Genomic DNA, 16,962 nt, shown 5'->3' on the forward strand with positions numbered 1-16,962 from the left:
GGCCAGTCACCTGGCCGTTCACGGAGCAGGCTGGATCGCCCGGCCTGTGGACAGAGTCCGGCGATCCCGGCCGAGCGATCCCGGGCGGAGCGAAGCGGTGGCGCCGACCCCGAACGAGACGGGGCGGACGCAATGAGGCGGGGCAGCCGCGTACGGCTGCCCCGCCTCACCGGAGACGAGATGAGTCAGGAGAGGTAGTCGGCGACCAGCGCCGCGAACTTCTCCTCGTCCAGGACCGTGATGCCCAGCTGCTGGGCCTTGGCGAGCTTGGACCCGGCGTTCTCGCCCGCGACCAGCAGCGTCGTGCTCTTGCTGACGCTGCCCGCAGGTTCACCGCCAGCAGCCTCGATCAGCTTGTTCATCGCGCCCCTGTTGCGTCCGGCGAGAGCACCGGTCATGCCACCGGTCACCACGATGGTCTGCCCGACGAGCGGGCCGGTGGTGTTCTTCACGGGGCCGTCCGGCTGCGTCATGTTCACGCCCGCGGCCTTCAGCTTGGCGATGACCGGGCGCAGCACCTGAAGGTGCGCGGCGATCTTCGCCGCGTTGGCGGTGCCGACCTTGTTCACCCGCACCTTCACCTGCGCCAGGGCCGCGGCGTCGGCGGCCAGGACCTTGTCCATGGTGCCGAACTCGCGGGCGAGCGCCTTGGACACGGACCGGCCGGTGCGCACAATCCCGAGGCTGCACAGCACCCGGTCCAGCGGCTGCTCCTTGGCCTTGGCGATCTCGCCGAGCACCGTCTTCGCACGCTTCGCGGACCCCGTGGCCTCGGCCAACTGCTCCTCGGTCAGGGTGAAATAGTCCGCGACGTCGCTGAGGACGCCCATGTCGAACAGGGCCTCGATGTAGGTCTCGCCGAGTCCTTCGATGTGCAACTGTTCGCGGCCAACCGCGTAGATGAGTCCGGCGAGCGCACCGCAGGTGCCGTTGATGCCCTCGGCGCACTCCCACCGCTCGCCGGAGGTGTCGACGTCGCCGCCGCACTGCGGGCAGGACGCGGGGAAGCCGACGGGCGTCTCGCTGCCGGTGCGCTTGTCCACCGCCACGGACAGGACCTGGGGAATCACGTCCCCGGCCTTGGCGATGACCACGGTGTCCCCGATCATCAATCCCAGGTTGCGGATGAACTGCGGGTTGTTCAGCGTCGCGAACTTCACCGTGCTGCCGTCCAGCTCGACCGGCTCCAGGACCGCGCGGGGCGCGATGATGCGGGCCTTGCCGACGTTCCACTCGATTCCGGTGACCTTGGTTTCCGCCGTCTCCGGGGGCAGCTTGAAGGCGGTGGCCCAGTGCGGGTGGTCACTGGCGGTCCCAGCCTCCTCCTGCTCGTCGATCGCGTTGGCCTTGATGACCACGCCATCGATCCCGAACGGGAGGTCCGGCCGCATCTCGGCGATCTCCTCGACACGCTGCTGCGCCTCGGCCAGCGTGGCGACCACCCGAAGTCCGGTCGCGGAGTCGGCGCTCGTCTGCACGCCCGCTTCCGCCACCAGTGACAGCAGCGCCTGGTGCGTGGGGGATGCCGGGCTGAGCGGCACGCCGTCGAGCTGGATAGCGCTGTACGCGAAGAACGTCAGCTCGATGCGGTAGGAGCGGTTCTTGGCGGCCAGGGTGCCCGCCGCTCCGGCCCGCGCGTTCTTGAACGGCCTCGCCTTGTGCGCGCGCCGGATCTCGTTGGCCGCCGCAAGCTGGGCGCGCGTCAGCAGGACCTCGCCGCGGACCTCGACGGTCAGCGGTGCGGACAGCTGCGTGGGCAAACCGGAGATGAGGCCGACCGCGTGTGTGACGTCCTCGCCCTTGGTGTGGTCGCCGCGCTTGATGAGCTGCACCAGGCGGCCGTCACGGTAGAGCGCCGTCACGGCCAGCCCGTCGAACTTCCCCTCGACCGCGTACCCGCCGCGCACCGGCCCGCCGATGCGGCGCACCAGCGACGCCGCCCACTTCAGGAGTTCCTTGGCCGAGTACACGTTGCCGAGCGACAGCATCGGCACGGTGTGGGCGATGTTGCCGGTCGCCACGCCGCCGCCGACCTTCCCGATGGGGGAGTCCTCGCGGAGGTGCTCGGGGTGGAGGAGTTCGTACTCCCGGATCTGGCGGGCCAGCTGGTCGTAGTCGGTGTCGGAGAAGGTGGTGTCCCCCGGCCCGTAGTACGCGCGGCAGGCGGCGAGAGCGGAGTCGACCGCGGCGCTGTAGGCGGCAGGATCGGCCAGGGGAGCAGCGAAAGTAGTGGTCATGCAGGGTTCCTCTCGGAAGGGGACAGGGACGGGGCGCTCCGCAGGGAGCGCCCTGGGACAGCGAGCCGGGATAGGCGGGGCTGGCACCTGGGTGCCGTGGCCAGGCCCCGGCCGGGGAGAGCGGGAAGCGCTCCGGGCTAGTGCTGGTCGCACACCCAGTGCTGCACCCAGCCGTGCTGGACGCGGTCGACGAGGACGTCGTGGGTGTTGGTGCCGGGATCACACAGCGAGCACTCCACCGTCTCGGGGCGCAGCAGCTGCACGGCGGGGAAGCGGGCGGTCGTGGGCAGGGTCCATCCCTCGGTGCGGATGGTGTCGTCGTCGTAGGGCCGGTAGCTGACGAAGACGCGGGTCATGTCCGACAGGACGTGGCCGTCGGTGCCGGTCACGGTGACCTGGGTGCCGCTCACGCGCAGGAGGTCGCCTTTGTGCAGTTCGCGGGTCTCGACGGCGGTGACGACGGAGCCGGTCAGCACCAACATGCCCGACGGAAGGTCGGTGAGAAGCATGGAGAAGCGGGGTCCTTTCAAGGCGGTGACGGGAAGCGGGACCGGGGGCCGAGCGGGGCGGGCCGGCGACCGGTCCGCCCCGCACGGCCCCGGGCTACGCGACCGCCGCGAAGGCGTTGCGGATGGTCGCGAGCTGCTTCTCGGCCGCCGTGGCGCGCGGCTTCCACTTCTCGACCTCGTGGGTGGCCTTGTCGAGCTTCTTCAGCGCGGCATCGAGCTGGACGCTGTACCAGGTGGCCTTCCGGGCCCGCTCGATGACCTCGGCGAGCGGCAGCCCGTCCACGTCGATCTCCGAGGGCTCCGCAGTGGCCTTCGGGGCCCTGGTCTGGTTCTTGTGGGCCTTGACGTGCGGCCATACCCCGCTCGCCTTGGGCCTGGTGAACTCGCAGTTCTGCCAGACGCAGTTGTAGACGACGGTCCCGTCCGACAGCAGGACCTTGAGGACCTCCTTGTAGTAGCGGGGGTTCTCGGGAGTGCTGCGCGGGGTCTCGGCGAACTCGAACTCGATGACCTCAAGACCGTTGAGAATTCCGTTGGCGGTTGCCACAGGTGCAGTTCCTAACGTGAGCAGAGTGAAGGGAAGTTGAGGAAGAAGGCCACGGGGCGGCGGGGACGGGACCGGCGCCCCGTGGCCGGTCGGTGAGCCGCTACACGGCGGCCAGCTCGGGCGGCAGGCTGTGGCGGCCGACGAGGCTGAGGACCCACGGCGGCGCACCGCGCAGGGAGCTGCCTCCGGAGGTGGGGTAGTACGGCTTCTGGCCCCGGTTCTGGTTCGGGCCGGGCTGCTGCCCGGTCGCCACCCACGGCCCCTCGAACTCGGCGGCGTCGAGCCGCCACGCGTTGTCCTCGGCGACGTAGTTGAACCGGACGTGGTCGGGCCGCAGCGGGCTCGGCGTCGGCATGTTCAGCGGGTGCCACTGCGGGATCTCGCTGTCGCCGCTGATCTCGAAGGCGATCGAGCGGCGCGCACTGTCGTGGGTGCGCGTGAACCCGGCCAGTTGGCGGGGGAGCGGTGCGTCCGGGTCGGCCGCGGTGTCCATCAGAGCGTTGAGCCACGCGGGGCGGCCGGTGCTGGCGTGATGGGGGTAGTGATCCTGCTGGCTGCGGAACGCGCGTCCCATCTCGCCGTTGGGCGCGTGATTGCCCTTGCACGTCACGATCTCCAGGTCCCACGCGGTACCCCGGCGACCGGTGTACGTCAGCCGGAACCCGGTGACGGCCAGCGGCACGATCCGGGAGGGCAGATGCGGCACCGGGACGTCGGCGGACGGGGTGATCGTGTACTCCACGATGCGGGTCGCGTGGTCGTTGATGAGCGTGAGGGCGGCGGTCACAGCGGTACAGGTCCTGTTCGGTCGGCTCAGCGGATTCGGGTGTGGCGGGCGGCGATGTCGGCGTTGCTCAGCGGGCAGGCCGGGCAGGGCCGGGGTGTGGCCGCGCTCGGCGGACCGGTCTTCCAGGTCAGGCCGCGCCCGCACCGCGACCACACCGACGAGATCCAGTAGCTGGCGCGCTCCTCGGCCCACAGGCTCTGGGGGTTGCCCGCCCAGTGCCGGGTCGACCAGGGGCCGGCCGCGATGTGGACGTAGTGGCCGTCCTCGTGGTCGCTGACGCCGTGCCCGTACAGGGCGGCATCCAGCTCGGCGTCGGGGGACATGGAAATCTCCGTCGCTTCAGTCGCTTCGGTGGCGGGGAGGGGGCCGCCGGGAGCGGGTGGGTGTGCTCCCGGCGGCCGGTCGAGGGGCCGGTCAGGCGGCCAGGGTGAGGAGCTGGCGGTGGGCGGCGGTCTTCTTCTTGGTGACGTCGCCGATGTCGGCCAGCGACCGCGCCGCGCGCGCCGAGAGGGACTTGGCCTTGGCGTAGTGGTCGAGGTACTCGCCGATCGCGTTCCAGCCCGCCCATGCGGTGCCCCGGATGCTCTCCTGGGTGGCCGCGTTCTCGAAGAGGCTGCGCAGGGTGTCCATGCGCGTCTCGTAGTTCTTGCGGGTGCGGGTGGTGGGGCTGGTCGGAATGGGCCACAGGTCGCGGCTGGTGACGAGCTTCTCGAACTGGCCCAGGCTCAGCGGGGTGTTGATCATCCGCTCGGCCTCGCGCTCGAAGGCGTCCTGCCAGTCGAAGAGGACGGCCAGCTCGTGCTCCAGGGTGACGAGCTTCTTGAGGGCCGAGGCGGTGTGCGGGACCGAAACCTTGTGCTTGGCACCCGCGATGATCAGCCGCTGCATGTTGCCGCAGTCCAGGCGGGTCTGGCCGATGTGCAGGGAGTTGGACGAGGAGCCGTCGTGGCTGCCGAACAGGGTCAGGTGCGCGTGGTGCAGGTCGACCCCGCCGATACGCGTGCTGCCGGGCAGGCTCATCGAGACGAAGAACTTCGTGCCGCCCGCGTAGGCGCCTGCCTTGTGGAAGACGGCGCCGGACTCGGTACGGGCCAGGTCCAGAACCTTCTCGTACGCCTCGATCTGGACCGGGGTGTACTTGCGGCCCACGGTGCCGAGGTACTCGGTGCCGCCGGTGCGCGGGTTGGTACGGACAGTGGCGCGGGTGTCGGGCATCTTGACCTCGTGGGTCGTGACGCCGTCCTCGTGGATCTCGGTGTACTTGGCGGTGACATCGCCCAGCAGGCGCACGTCCCAGTCGCGCATGTCGGCCATTTCCAGGGCCTCGCGGGCGGTGTTCGCCTCGCTGACATCGGTGCCCAGGATGGTCCAGGCGTCCTTGCGGCCCGGGGCGCGAAGGGCGGTTCCGTTGGTGGGGATCTCAAGCACAGTCACAGGCAATAGCTCCTCAATCGACTGGGAGCCCGTCCGACTCCCTGACCCTTTTAATATTACGCCTGGCGGGGGGTTGCGTCAAGTTAAAAGGGTCGCGATGATTGAGGTACCCCCACAGGGCCGCAGCCACGACACATGCCCGACACGGACAAGTCGTCGACCGGCAGGCAAGGGGACAAGGGGTGCGGCACACTCACCCGTGGCGCAGGACAGTCTTCGGAGGAATTGACATGGTGGGGCGTACGGACAGGCCGGCCAGGATCCGGGCGAGCGCGGTCGTGGTCATCGGAGTCGTGGCCTTCGCGACCGCTCTGGTCGCCAACGCGGCGCACCAGGCCGCAGTGACCTGGGCGGGGATCGCGGTCGTTGCCGCGTGCACGGCGTGGCTGGCCTGGGACGGCTGGCGCCGTCGGCAGAGCGAGCGGGCAGACCGGCCGGGAGGCCCGGTCCAACAGTGAGGGGATCCGCGAGGACGCGGACAGCAGAATCGGGGCCGGACGACAGACCGAAGTCTCCCCCTTCGGTGAAGAAGGGGGTTTGCAAGGCCGTCCGGCCCCTCACCACGACACACCGCCCACGCGCCGAAGCGCTGGGACGAGGTGAACGCGTTCCCTACTTTAGCGGCCGCGAGCCGCACCCCAAGCCCCGCCGTGAACCGCGACGGGGCTTCGGTGCCGACAGGCGCTCTCCGCGGCGCGGAGCGTGGTGTCCCCACGGTGACCAGCGCTGATTTCGAGAGTCTGACCGCGGCTCGTTGCCCGCGCGCACCGCGAAGCGTCTACCGGTCAGACGGGATCGGTGTACGAGATCGGCTTGCCGGCGGCGTGGGCATATGCGATTTCCCTGCTCGTGGACTCGCCGATATACCCGCCGGGGTTGACGACCAGAACCCGGTCAGCCAGGTCGATCTTGCGCAGGTGGAGGGCGTCCAGCGCAGACTTCTGCTCGTCGGTGATCAACTCGTCTGCTTCGCCTGGCGCGACGACGATGACACCGGCGAAGGTCAGATCACGGTTCGCCGCACGCATCTCGTCCACGAACCGGGCAGAGCCGCAGATGCAGACAATCTCAGGTCGGTCGGGCACGACTCAGTCCTTCGGTCGAGCGGGAAACCGTCAGTGTGCACGTTGACATCACAGACAGGCACACGAGCCAGCAGTTTACGCAGCGAGATGGACACCAGGCGGCTGCACCGTCGCAGGCGGGAGGCGCGGCCCGCGCGGGGAATGGCGCTGCTCGACGGCGAAGTCCGGGGTGCCCCGGACTCACCAGCCTTCGTGGGCTACACGGCCTTGCGGTGACGCGCGGGACCTATGGGGCCCGTGTGTCCGTTGTGACCGGCGCGGTGCTCAGGTAGACAAGCGTGCGACGCGCACCGTGCGCACGAGGGGGAGAACATGTCCGACCCAACGCGGCCCGCCATCGAGCGCGAACTGGCCTGGCGCGCGCACCTGGAGGTAGCGACCCGCACGCCGTTCCTCGGCGTCACACCGGGCCGCGACCCGGACTGCCTCGTCGGCGAAGCCGTCTACGACAGCCTCGCCGTGCACAACGCGCTGCACAAACTGGCCGCCGCCATCACACCCGACTCCCCGTTGGTCCCCACGCTCCTGCCCGCCCTGATGGCCAGCCGGCGCCTGTTGAGCCTGCGCTCCTCCTGGACCGGCTACTGCAACGAGCGCTTCGCCCTCGAGGCCGCGGCCACGGACAAGACCAGCGAGATGTCCCGGCAGTACGTGGACGGCGACGCCGTACGGGCCTGGCCGCAGTTCAACGAAGCACAGGCCGCCTACGACGAGGCCAAGGCCGCGATCGGGGACGTCGAGCAGGTGCTGGCCCGGTTCCGCGGGCCCGACTCCGTGACCAGCACTGAGGCGGAGCCGGAGCGACAGGGCGCCGGCCTGCGCCTGGTCCCCGGGACGGCGGGCGGCCGGTGAACGGCTGGATGCTGCTCGCCGTCCTGGCCGCCGCGGTCACCGCCTGGTTCCTGTACGCGGCAGGCCGGGCGGCTGCGCACAAGGCGCGCGCCGACACCCGACAGGACCTGATCAAGCTCGGCGGGATCCCGGAGATGTCCAAGACCCTGACGGACATGAGCAAGCTGCCGACCTACGCCTTGGTCGCCCCGTTCGCCTCGGGCCGCTCACATCCGTTCGGATGGCTGTGGTGGCGCGTCGAGCCGGCGGGAGACGGGGCCGAGCGGCGGGAGATGGGGTGGGCGCTGACCTACCGGCGGGCCCGCAAGGCCGTAGGGCTGCCGCTCTCCGTCCGGGCACGTCACGCCGAGATCATCATGGCGCCCGGACATCAGATGCAGCCCCAGGCCGAACGACGGTGACGGTGCCCGTGCCGCGCCCCTCGCGGGACGCCCGCGTGCCGATCGGCGTCGGCACGCGGGGAGTCCGGGGCCCTCAGACGGCCTCGCGGAGGATCCGCTCGGTCTGCTCATGTCCGTTCTGGGCGACGAGGTAGGTCACCTGCTTGTCCAGGCCGGCGTTGTTGACGCCGGCGGCCTGGCGGCCGGCCTCTTCGTAGGGCGCGTCGTCGTCCTCGGCACCGGATGCGGCGCTGGCGTAGCCCGCGGCCGCGTCGTGCACCGCCACGTCCAGGTCGACCGGGTCGATGCCGAGGGATTCGGCGAGGGCGAGGAGCCGGACGGCGTGGCCGGCGTCGTCGGGGCTGAGCGGCGCGTCGGCTTCGATGTCGAGCAGGGTGATCACCTGGATTCCTCTCGGCGCCCAGTGACGGGCGGGGGCGGGGGAGTACAACGAATCGGGCCGGCGGCTACACGTCGGCCGCCGGGGCCTCGGCAGGGCGGATCTTGCGATTGCGGATCAGCCACTCCTTGACTTCCGCGACGTCGCGGGCGCTGGAGGAGTCCTTGGCCGGGAAGGGGTCCTCGGACTTCTCCGGCGTGTACACGCGTGCGAAGTGCTTCACCGACTCGATGTTCAGCCCCAGTTCGCGGGCCAGCGCGGTGGGCTTCAGCCGGCGCTGCTCCTGTGCGAGGTTCGCGCTGACCTCGATGCTCGGCGCAACGGGCGCGGTGTCGGGCTCGCTGAGGAGCGTGTCGAGCCACTCCGCCTGACCCGGCTCCTCCAGGTGGAGCACCTCCGCCAGCCACTCGATCGGCACGCGGACCTGGTGGGCACGGGCGCGACGGGCGCGTTCGACGACGTCGCGCTGGCCGGTGGTGAGACCCAACTCGTCAAGGTAGACACGGCCGTCGACAGCCTCAGTGCCGTCCTCGGCGTGCCCCAGCAGCCATGCACGCAGGTCCGCCCACTCGGGAGCGCCGCTCTCGCCCGCCGTGGGCATCGGATCGCTCCTGCGCAGGAACCAGGCCCTCAGCTGGCTCCAGGAGCGCTTGCCGTCGGCGTCGGCGAGAGGAAAGGGGTCGTCGGCCGCCCCGGACGGGTAGCGCTCGGCGTACTTGTTCACCGCGCGCCGGGTCAGGTCCAGGAGCTCGGCCAGTTCCGCGGAGTCCATCAGCACCTGCGTGGGGCGGGCAGCGAGAACCTGCGCCTCCATCCTGCGCGGGCCGCGCCGCTTGCTCGGCTCCTGGGTGTGCCGGGCGGCGTACCAGTTCAGGACGGCCTCACGGTCGCGGTAGACGGTGCCGTCCTTGCGGTCGGCCTCGCCGGGGAAGGTGGGGTCGGTCCTCACCCAGTTGTGCACGTAGGGGTAGCCGGTGGCCTCGGTGATCTGCGCGGTGGTGATGTGCGCGGGCAGCTTCTCGAATGCCTTGCGGGCTTCGGCAATGTTCTTCATGAGGGGACTCCGGATGGGCGTATCGGCAGGCAGTGGCGGTACTTGGTGAGAGATCCCACCCTTCCTCTATTAGCTAATGTTCTCACGAGAGGGGGTGTGTGTCAATTTTGATGGTCGCCCGTGAGTGGCGGCAGGGGGCGGCCTGCTCGTTGCGCGCGAAGAGGGCCGCCGGCCGCGCGGACGCTCTCGCGCCCCGCGGCGGTCAGCCGCAGAAGGTGCGGGTGGCCGCGATGCTCACCGTCGGGGTCCGCTGCGCCCAGGCCGTGCCCGCAGCCGTCGAGGAAACCCACGAGGCCGAGCGACTCCAGGGCGCGGACGTCCGCCTCGCCCACCAGCATGGGATGAAGGCTGCCCGAGGAGCGCACGGCGGCATCGCGCAACGCGATCAGCCGGCCGGGGGTCAGTCGCGGTGGCATGCCGGTCAGCCCCAGGCCACGTCGCGGCCGCGCAAGGCGCACCACTGGGCGAGAGCATGCAGCTCGAGCAGGCGCATCTGGAGATGGCCGGCGCTCCGACCGCCCGTGAACCAGCGGCCGTCCCAGTAGCCCTCGACGCCCGCATCCTCGGGGGTCAGGGCGAGGGCGATCAGTACCCGGCCGAGGAACTCCTCGGCGGGCATCTGGCCCCCATCTCCCACGGCCGGTGCCTCGGCGACGGCGGATGTGGTGTCCCCCGCGCGCTCGGCCGCCGAGAGCGCCGCGAGGGTGCCGGCAGGCTCCGGGGCCTCGAAGCCGAGCAGGTGGGCCAAGCGAACGGAGTTGCGCGCGCCGATGTTCACCTCCGGCACGTCCCCGTCCGGATCGGCCTCGTGCACGTACAGCGGGTAGTGCGGGCAGATGTCGGGCATCTCGCAGCCGGGCAGTGCCTCCCGCTCGGCGGGTGCGGCGAGGACCTCGGCCAGGGCCAGCTCGTACGTACGGTGGGGCGCGGCGAGCTCGGTAGCCAGTCGGCAGCCGCAGCTCGCGACGAAGCGGCCGGCCGGCCGGTAGTCAGCGGTAAAGGTCACGGACACGGGCACACCTCTGCGGTCGCAGTTCAACGGCTAGATCCGGCGGCGGGCGAGTGGTGCGGGACCGCAACACCCGCCCGGACCGTCACAAGCGCGCCGCGGCCGGGCCGATCGTGTGGAGGGACGAGGTGAACGGGCTCTCCATGCCGGGGTCGGCGTTGAACAGCATCCGGTGGATCGCGCGGGCGTGGAGCCACTGCTCGTCCCAGTCGCCGTCGCTGTCGATCGCGAAGCAGTCCGGGGCGAGCGTGTGGGCCCGCAGCATGACCGCGGTGACCGCCATGTCGTACGGCTTGGGCCGCAGGTTGCCGGTCTTGCAGAACGAGTAGGTGAAGCCCCGCTCGTCCTGGAACTGCGGGTCCAGCTCGATGGCGAAGGTCTCGTAGTCCTCGTCCGCCGCCACCAAGCCGTTGAAGACGATCGCGTCCTCGTCGATCCGCGGCACCCCGGTGCCCGCGCCGCCCGCGAGCGCGATGTTCTGGGTCTGCTCGACCAGGTCCAGGATGGCCGCCGCGTCCAGGCGCAGCTGCAGCCAGATGGACCGGAAGTTCTCCGCCTGGGGCGTGTAAGCGAAGTAGTTGGCGTGTCCCATGGGGCAGAGCTCCTTGCGTCGGCGCGGGGTCGTGGCGCGCTGCCCCGGCGCTTGCATCGCCCGAACAGCTATTCACTAATGTACCCAATGAGGGGGGCATCGTCAAGGCGTGAGGGTCAGAGTTGCTGACGTGAGGGGTGAGCGGCCGTCAGTGGCGGGCGGTATGCGTCTTCGCGTCAACTGTCAGGACCATCGCCAGGACCGCGGATCGGCTCCGCCGTGACGGCGACTGCTGCGGGCGACGGCTACCTGTCACCTGGGCTGTTCTACCGGGCGGCTGCGCGTTGTGCGGTCATGCCACCGAGTACGCGGAGGTAGCTCTCGCACCCGTGTGCGAGCGTGCGCACGTGGACGTCGAGCGTCTTGTAGTCCAGGCCGTCCCCGAGCCGCAGGTCATGGGCGGCCTGCAGCGTCCGCTGCTCCTCGGCGGTGATCGGATACCCCTTCGCGACGGCGACGTCGATGCGGGCGCACAGCTCCGGCACGCTCATGCCGACGAACGGGAAGTCCGGGCGGTCGTGGGTGTGCGGGCCGGGCGTGGGCGGGATCCCGAACGTGTAGTCCCGGCGGAACGTCTCGCACGCCTGCTCGGAGCGGTCGGCGATGCCCGACAGATCCGACACGTGCTCGACAGCGGGGACGCCGCAGCCCTCGCAAGGGCCGGCGTAGAGCTGGTAATTGCTGCACACGTCAAGGTGCTGGGCGCGGGCCGCGTCCTCCGCCTCGCGAAGAGTACGGAAGGCGTCGGGCTCGTCCCAGTCGTAGTACTGGGCGTTGACGTAGTAGTCCTGCTCGAACTGGCCGTTGTACGACCACTGCCCCTCGGGGGTGTAGGCGGTCGTCGTGAGGCTGTACGGGTCGAGAAGGAGCCCGTTGTCGGCCCAGACCTGGACAGTGCAGCCGCATTCGGGGAACCGGCGCACCCAGGAGGCCGAGACCATGTCATCGCCCAGGGCGGCCGCTTCGAAGGTGAACGGTTCCGGGTGCCAGATGCGCTTCAACTGGTCCCACGCTTCGGCGGGGGTGATGGATGCGGCGATGCCGGAAGCGGTCAGAACCAGCGGCAGGACGGGCGGGGTCACGGTGCTCCTCAGTGGTTCGGAGTGCGGGGTGGTCGGCGCCGTGAAGCGGCGGGTCGGCGAAGTCGGGGTGGGCCAGCGGCGGTTCACTTGCCGCCGACGAGCCTCACCGAGGCGACGCGGTGCAGATGGAGCTCCGGCTCGAACGCGTCCGCGTAGTCCTTCACCGGCCCGTCGTAGATGGACGGCATCTCGAAAGCCTCCTGCCAGGTCAGCGGTTCGAGCCTCCCGCCGTCCACCATCCAGGCCCTGAGCAGGAAAGACCCGTCGTCGTTCCTCGTGTGCACGGTGACGGCTGCGCCGAGTTCCAGCGTGCGCGAGGCGGTGGCCACGTAGCGCATCAGGTCGTCCTCGGCGGTGACCTTCGTTCCGTCCGTCACCATCACCCGTGCGAAGAGCGGCTCCTCGCCCAGCTCGCCCTCGTGCTGGAGGTGCATGGTCATGAGGTGACTGCCCTCACCGAGCCCGCTCCACAATGCCCGCAGGAGCAGGTCCGGCATGAAGCCGAAGCGGTCGGTGTACTGGTCGTGAGTGATCTCCAGAGCGGCCGCCTTCCCCTCGATGAGCTTCCGGCACGCCGTGCGGACATGGTCGAGACGGGCCTGGGTCTGCGGGTTCTGCGACTCGCTGGCGCTCATGTGCTGTGCCTCCTGGAGATGGGCCGTGGACCGGGATCCCTTGACTGATCATTAATGTACTCAAGGAGGTTAATTATGGCAAGTTAATAGGGTCGCTAGGGTTGGGTGGGCCCGATCGGTCCTGCGTCAGGCGGGGGCAGAGGTGCTAGAGAGTGCGGTTCGGGCGCAACGATTCCTCCCGTGCGAGGTGCGCGAGGATCAGCGCCGCGGCCGCGCCCTCGGGGGAGTGGAACGCCTCCGTGATGCCCGGCCCCGTCCACCGGCCGTCGGCGCTGGGGCGAACCGGCCCGAGCTCCGTGGAGCCCATGCGGACGGACTGCTCGCCGCTCCCGGCCGGCACGCCGAGGCGGGCGAGGCCGAGCGCGTCGTTGATATCGCGGACGGTCCCCAGGCGGCCGGTGTCGTCGAGCACCAGCGCGGTGGCCTCCAGCCGCTCCCCGGTCTCGGCGCTGAGGGCCGACAACTCCCGCAGCAGGCTGCCCGCTTCGCCCTGGTCGTGGTCCGCGGTCGGCGCGGCGGCCTCCTCGGCAGCGGCCCGGACCGCCTCCAACCGCGCGGCCGTCGCCCGGCAGCTGACCGCCGACCCGGCGAACTTGTCGGTGGGAAGTGCGTCCATGGCCGCGTCGATCCCGGACCGGTCGACCCCGGGTGAAGGCGTCGACCGCAGGTCCTGCCAGATGCGGTGAAGCGTGGCCAGATCCGCGTCGGCGCCGTGCCGCGCGGTGTACCGCCCGCGCAGATCGGCGGGCGGCTGCTCGGCGGTCGCCTCCAGGCGTACCCGGCCCTGGTGGCAGAACGTCAGCAACCGGGCCAGCGGCAGCGCGAGCCACTCCCGGGTATCGCCCGTCGACTCGTCCAGCAGAGCCTGCGCAGGGGCCTGGACCAGGCGGAGCAGCCGCGCGACGCGCCGGCATCCGGCACGGCTGCGCACGGCGTCCCGCTCAGCTCCCACGACCTCGAGACCGCTGAGGATCGCGACGACGTGCGGCTGGCGCAGGGCGTAGAAGGTGAAGGCCCGCGCCGTGGTGTCGACGAGCTCCTGGCGCTGCAGCGGGACGAGGCTGACGGCGACCCGCGCCTCGGGGGCACCCGAGTACGCGGTGGCCGGCTCGTCCGGCAGGCCGTGGTGGGCGATATGGAACATGACGGCGTCTCCGCCCGCGCCCTGAAGGCTCTGACGGGTCGGCCCCCTGTCGGGTCCGACCCGGGCGAAGTGGCCGCCGCCGGACGCCAGGACCTGGCCCACAGGACGTCCGTCGGTGCCAAGGACGTCGTGCGTGTCCCCGTCGGCCAGACGCAGCCGGAACGAGGGGAAGGCGTCGAGGGGTTCGGTGTCCATGAGGTGTGACTCCTGATGAGGAAGATGGGAGGGGGAGAGCCTGCTGCCGCTCCAGCGGCGACCGGCGATCAGACGGGGTTGCCGACGGGGGCGACGGGCGCGCGACGGGTGGTGCCGAACCAGTTGGTCCTGTACTGGAAGTCGGCGAAGGGGCCGGTCAACCGCATGCCCCAGCGCTCAAGATTGGCGGCAAGGCGCCGGTCGGACTCGGCGTCCTCGAAGCGGGTCACCTCGTAGAACATGCGGCGGGGCTCGTGGGAGCAGCCGCAGGCGCACACCAGCCGCACGGCGATCGTGCCGTCGGCGCAGTAGCGGGTCAGCTCGACGCACACGAACCCCGTGGCGCACTGCTCTGCGCGCTGCGCGTCCCAGGCGTCGCGGCCGGCGTAGAGAGCGGTCCGCGCGTCCTGCACCATCGCCTCGGTGATTCCCTCCGCGGCGAAGTCGTCCCAGGTCTTGCGGCCGTCGGTGACCTCGTAGACCAGGTTGGACAGGGCGACTGCCACGCAGGTCAGCTCGAAACCCAGGTTGAAGCCGTCGCCGTAGCCGGCCCCGGTCTCCCGAGTGGGCCGGTGGCACAGGAGGTAGGCGCTCCCGCCGTCCACCGGCTTGGCATCCTCCAGGACAGCCCGGACGACCGGGTAGTCCCCGGACGGGCAGTGCTGGGCGATGTCGTGCGCGTACAGCGCGGCCGGAATCCTGAAGGCGCCGACCGGCGCGGTTATGGCGGTCATGGGGGTCCCTCGTGTCGTGTGGGTATGGGCGGCCCGTCGGCGGGCGCGCGTTGCTTCGTCAGCCGATGCGGAGAAGCAGCCGCAGCGAGCCGGGACGGACCTCGTCATCCCGCACGGCGGAGCCGTCCGGGGTCGCCCAGTACGCCTCGGTGCCGGAATCCCGGACGACAACGGTGCGCATCAGGGTGCGGGTGCCGTCAGTGACGACGTCGCCGGGGCGGAAGCGGCCGTCGATGACCTCGACCTGAAGGTCGTCCTCGGATTCGAACTCGATGTACGTGCGGGGCGAGAGCTCGAGGCATCCCGGCCCGGACCGCACGAGGGTCGCAGACACGGTGACGCGGACGCGGTCGCCGGGGGACAGGTGGGGGATGGGCACGAAGCCTCCTTGCATACGAGGTGGGGCCGAGGGGCGGTCAGCCGGTCCGACCTGCGCGGGAGAAGTGGTGTCCCCCGCGGCCCTCGATGACTCAGACGGCCAGGGTGAACGCGGGATGCGGCACAGCGGGGCCACCCGGCGCGGGGAGAGCCGCGGCAGCGATGACCATGACGAGCTCGTCCGGGCACCACACGAAGGACTCGCCGTCCAGCGCCAGCGACTCGCCCTCGGCGTTCATCACGGGCATGGCCTCGAAGGCGGCGTAGGTGTGCACGCCCCAGAAGATCCCGCGCCGGGCGGCGGTCGGCTGCTCGCAGTCGCCGAGGTACCAGTCGCCCGGCTGCACGTCCCGGGCGGGGACCACGCGCAGGCCGGCAGGGTCGATCCCGGCCGACGGCTGCTGGTAGGCGTGGCCCAGGGAGTCGGTGAGAGGGCGAGCGGTCACGATGACCGGGATGAACGCGGCGTCGATGACGGCCATGGGCAGGCTCCTCGGCTGGGCGGTGGTGTGCGTGGTCTCCGGCCCGGTGCTTGCTTCACCAAACCCGACAACTTCAATGTACCCTCAAAGGGGGTTATGTGCAAGCTATCAGGGTCGAACTCCAAGGCTTGCTGCAGACTCGCTCCGAGCCCCTCGCCTGCGCTGCACTTGAGGCAGCGGGGCAGCGCCCGGACCTCCCGCGCCCTGGCCGGCACCCCAGCCCGCACCCTCCGCATCGCCTCCGGGCAGTCCCCGCCGCTGCGCCCTGCTGCGCCTGTGACCTGCGTGATCACTTGCCGCTGCACGCACCGGCGCGGCCGAACGCGGGATGCAGCGCCGGGCAGCGAGGGCGCCCGCTGCCCGGGGACGACCGAAGCCAGCCACCGTCTGCTGCGCGCTGCTCGGGTGCAGCACGATCTGCTGCACCCGAGCAGCGTCCGGGGCCGCTTTGTACCTCGCCGCTGCGACGCGGACTCCTTCAGCCGCGCCCTACCGGGTGTGCTCCCCGCGCCGTCGAGGCGCCGACGGTCCGGCCGGCGAGCGAACCCCCGCCACGGCACCTGGGCGTTGCGCGAACGTCCGCGGCGGGCCCGGCGAGATCGCCGGCGCCGGGCGCGAGGGTGCCCTGCAGCGGCCGAGCGGCGGAGACGGTTCCCATCGACAGGTGCCGCTCATATGCCATGGCCGGCCCCAGTTCGCAGTCCCAGCCGCGCGGCAGATCGCCGAGCGTGACGTCCTGATAGGTGCGCTCGACGACCACCTCCATCGGCGTCAGGTCATCCGGCGCCCGGGTGCACCGATGGCACTCCCGCATGTCTCCATCACCAGGGAGGCGTTGGAGCATCTCCCAGTCGGTGCGGCCGTGGTCACGCCGGTGGATCTCGGCCAGCCGGGCCAGCTCAGCGCGCACGGCGTCGCCGGTCGCCAGCACGGTGGGCCCCTGGCCGTAGAACCGGTAGAAGCGGGAGCTGTCCGGGTTGGGCGGCGCCGGAGTCGGCTCACCCGGGCCGGGCAGCGCGGCCAGCCCGATCGGCCGCGACGTGGTGATCGTGTGCTCCTCGGCCAGGCGGTCCACGATGCTCCACGTCTCGGCGAACGCCCAGTGACCGCGCACCGCGTAGGGGACGCTGATGTGCGCCCGGTCCGTGGTGGTGCGGGAGCGGTAGTGCCGGGAGTGGATGATCCACGCGACGTGGTGAAGCCGGGCCAGACGAAAGACGTAGGCGGGATCGACCGTCATACGCGGGGCGGGGAGGCGCGGCTCGTCCGGCGCGAAGCGGATGTGGACCGCGTCGCTCAGATCGGAGCCCTGGCCGTCCAGCGCGGCCACGGTCTCCGGGCGAAGGTCGTTCATGACGACGGCGCCGACGTACAGGTCCTTGGCTGCGGTGCTGTGCATGTGCTCCTTCGGGCTGTGGCGGGGTGC

22 protein-coding genes are annotated in these 16,962 nt (G+C 70.8%); 3 read left to right on the forward strand and 19 right to left on the reverse strand.

Annotated elements, in window-relative coordinates:
• Positions 1-185: 185 nt before the first annotated feature.
• The 6 genes from ligA to OG764_RS39190 all read right to left on the reverse strand — a co-directional run bounded on the left by ligA (position 186) and on the right by OG764_RS39190 (position 5,514).
• Positions 186-2,237: an NAD-dependent DNA ligase LigA gene (gene ligA / locus OG764_RS39165; RefSeq protein ID WP_328973591.1), complete on the reverse strand. Its 2,052-nt coding sequence runs from the start codon at positions 2,235-2,237 to the stop codon at positions 186-188.
• Between the two features lie 137 nt (positions 2,238-2,374).
• Positions 2,375-2,746, reverse strand: a complete 372-nt coding sequence (locus OG764_RS39170; protein ID WP_328973592.1) for a hypothetical protein — start codon at positions 2,744-2,746, stop codon at positions 2,375-2,377.
• Between the two features lie 94 nt (positions 2,747-2,840).
• Positions 2,841-3,293 (reverse strand): hypothetical protein, encoded by a 453-nt coding sequence (locus tag OG764_RS39175; protein WP_328973593.1) that lies wholly within the window; start codon positions 3,291-3,293, stop codon positions 2,841-2,843.
• Positions 3,294-3,393: 100 nt separating this feature from the next.
• The gene (locus OG764_RS39180; protein ID WP_328973594.1) at positions 3,394-4,080 is read right to left on the reverse strand and encodes a hypothetical protein; all 687 of its coding nucleotides are present in this window, start codon (positions 4,078-4,080) and stop codon (positions 3,394-3,396) included.
• A gap of 26 nt (positions 4,081-4,106) precedes the next feature.
• Positions 4,107-4,403, reverse strand: a complete 297-nt coding sequence (locus OG764_RS39185; protein WP_328973595.1) for a hypothetical protein — start codon at positions 4,401-4,403, stop codon at positions 4,107-4,109.
• Positions 4,404-4,494: 91 nt separating this feature from the next.
• A complete protein-coding gene (locus tag OG764_RS39190; protein ID WP_328973596.1) occupies positions 4,495-5,514 on the reverse strand; it encodes a DUF932 domain-containing protein in 1,020 nt (339 codons plus the stop codon).
• Positions 5,515-5,744: 230 nt separating this feature from the next.
• On the opposite strand from OG764_RS39190, the gene OG764_RS39195 reads away from it, so the two are divergent.
• Positions 5,745-5,972, forward strand: coding sequence for a hypothetical protein (locus OG764_RS39195; RefSeq protein WP_328973597.1), 228 nt, complete (start codon positions 5,745-5,747; stop codon positions 5,970-5,972).
• 327 nt (positions 5,973-6,299) lie between these two features.
• Here the strand turns inward: OG764_RS39195 and OG764_RS39200 are convergent, their stop codons facing one another.
• Positions 6,300-6,599, reverse strand: a complete 300-nt coding sequence (locus tag OG764_RS39200) for a hypothetical protein (RefSeq protein WP_328973598.1) — start codon at positions 6,597-6,599, stop codon at positions 6,300-6,302.
• A gap of 312 nt (positions 6,600-6,911) precedes the next feature.
• On the opposite strand from OG764_RS39200, the gene OG764_RS39205 reads away from it, so the two are divergent.
• Entirely contained in the window at positions 6,912-7,451 is a 540-nt protein-coding gene (locus OG764_RS39205) for a hypothetical protein (RefSeq protein ID WP_328973599.1), read from the forward strand.
• Complete coding sequence (locus OG764_RS39210; RefSeq protein WP_328973600.1) at positions 7,448-7,852, forward strand: hypothetical protein; 405 nt, start codon at positions 7,448-7,450, stop codon at positions 7,850-7,852. Before OG764_RS39205 ends, OG764_RS39210 begins: the two co-directional genes overlap by 4 nt.
• A gap of 73 nt (positions 7,853-7,925) precedes the next feature.
• Here OG764_RS39210 and OG764_RS39215 read toward each other — a convergent pair whose 3' ends face one another.
• From OG764_RS39215 to OG764_RS39270, 12 genes are all read right to left on the reverse strand, one after another.
• Positions 7,926-8,234, reverse strand: coding sequence for a hypothetical protein (locus OG764_RS39215; RefSeq protein WP_328973601.1), 309 nt, complete (start codon positions 8,232-8,234; stop codon positions 7,926-7,928).
• A gap of 64 nt (positions 8,235-8,298) precedes the next feature.
• Positions 8,299-9,285 (reverse strand): hypothetical protein, encoded by a 987-nt coding sequence (locus tag OG764_RS39220; RefSeq protein WP_328973602.1) that lies wholly within the window; start codon positions 9,283-9,285, stop codon positions 8,299-8,301.
• A gap of 101 nt (positions 9,286-9,386) precedes the next feature.
• Complete coding sequence (locus OG764_RS39225) at positions 9,387-9,701, reverse strand: hypothetical protein (protein ID WP_328973603.1); 315 nt, start codon at positions 9,699-9,701, stop codon at positions 9,387-9,389.
• A 5-nt stretch (positions 9,702-9,706) separates the two neighbouring features.
• Positions 9,707-10,291 (reverse strand): hypothetical protein, encoded by a 585-nt coding sequence (locus tag OG764_RS39230; protein WP_328973604.1) that lies wholly within the window; start codon positions 10,289-10,291, stop codon positions 9,707-9,709.
• 88 nt (positions 10,292-10,379) lie between these two features.
• Complete coding sequence (locus OG764_RS39235) at positions 10,380-10,886, reverse strand: hypothetical protein (RefSeq protein ID WP_328973605.1); 507 nt, start codon at positions 10,884-10,886, stop codon at positions 10,380-10,382.
• A 266-nt stretch (positions 10,887-11,152) separates the two neighbouring features.
• Complete coding sequence (locus tag OG764_RS39240; RefSeq protein WP_328973606.1) at positions 11,153-11,968, reverse strand: hypothetical protein; 816 nt, start codon at positions 11,966-11,968, stop codon at positions 11,153-11,155.
• Positions 11,969-12,051: 83 nt separating this feature from the next.
• Positions 12,052-12,603, reverse strand: a complete 552-nt coding sequence (locus tag OG764_RS39245) for a hypothetical protein (RefSeq protein WP_328973607.1) — start codon at positions 12,601-12,603, stop codon at positions 12,052-12,054.
• A gap of 145 nt (positions 12,604-12,748) precedes the next feature.
• Positions 12,749-13,942, reverse strand: coding sequence for a hypothetical protein (locus OG764_RS39250; RefSeq protein ID WP_328973608.1), 1,194 nt, complete (start codon positions 13,940-13,942; stop codon positions 12,749-12,751).
• Positions 13,943-14,010: 68 nt separating this feature from the next.
• Positions 14,011-14,676, reverse strand: a complete 666-nt coding sequence (locus tag OG764_RS39255; protein ID WP_328973609.1) for a hypothetical protein — start codon at positions 14,674-14,676, stop codon at positions 14,011-14,013.
• A 58-nt stretch (positions 14,677-14,734) separates the two neighbouring features.
• Positions 14,735-15,055, reverse strand: coding sequence for a hypothetical protein (locus tag OG764_RS39260; protein WP_328973610.1), 321 nt, complete (start codon positions 15,053-15,055; stop codon positions 14,735-14,737).
• Positions 15,056-15,146: 91 nt separating this feature from the next.
• Entirely contained in the window at positions 15,147-15,536 is a 390-nt protein-coding gene (locus OG764_RS39265; protein ID WP_328973611.1) for a hypothetical protein, read from the reverse strand.
• A 478-nt stretch (positions 15,537-16,014) separates the two neighbouring features.
• Complete coding sequence (locus OG764_RS39270) at positions 16,015-16,935, reverse strand: hypothetical protein (protein ID WP_328973612.1); 921 nt, start codon at positions 16,933-16,935, stop codon at positions 16,015-16,017.
• Positions 16,936-16,962: the final 27 nt, after the last annotated feature.

This window comes from Streptomyces sp. NBC_00239 (genome assembly GCF_036194065.1).
GTDB lineage: Bacteria > Actinomycetota > Actinomycetes > Streptomycetales > Streptomycetaceae > Streptomyces.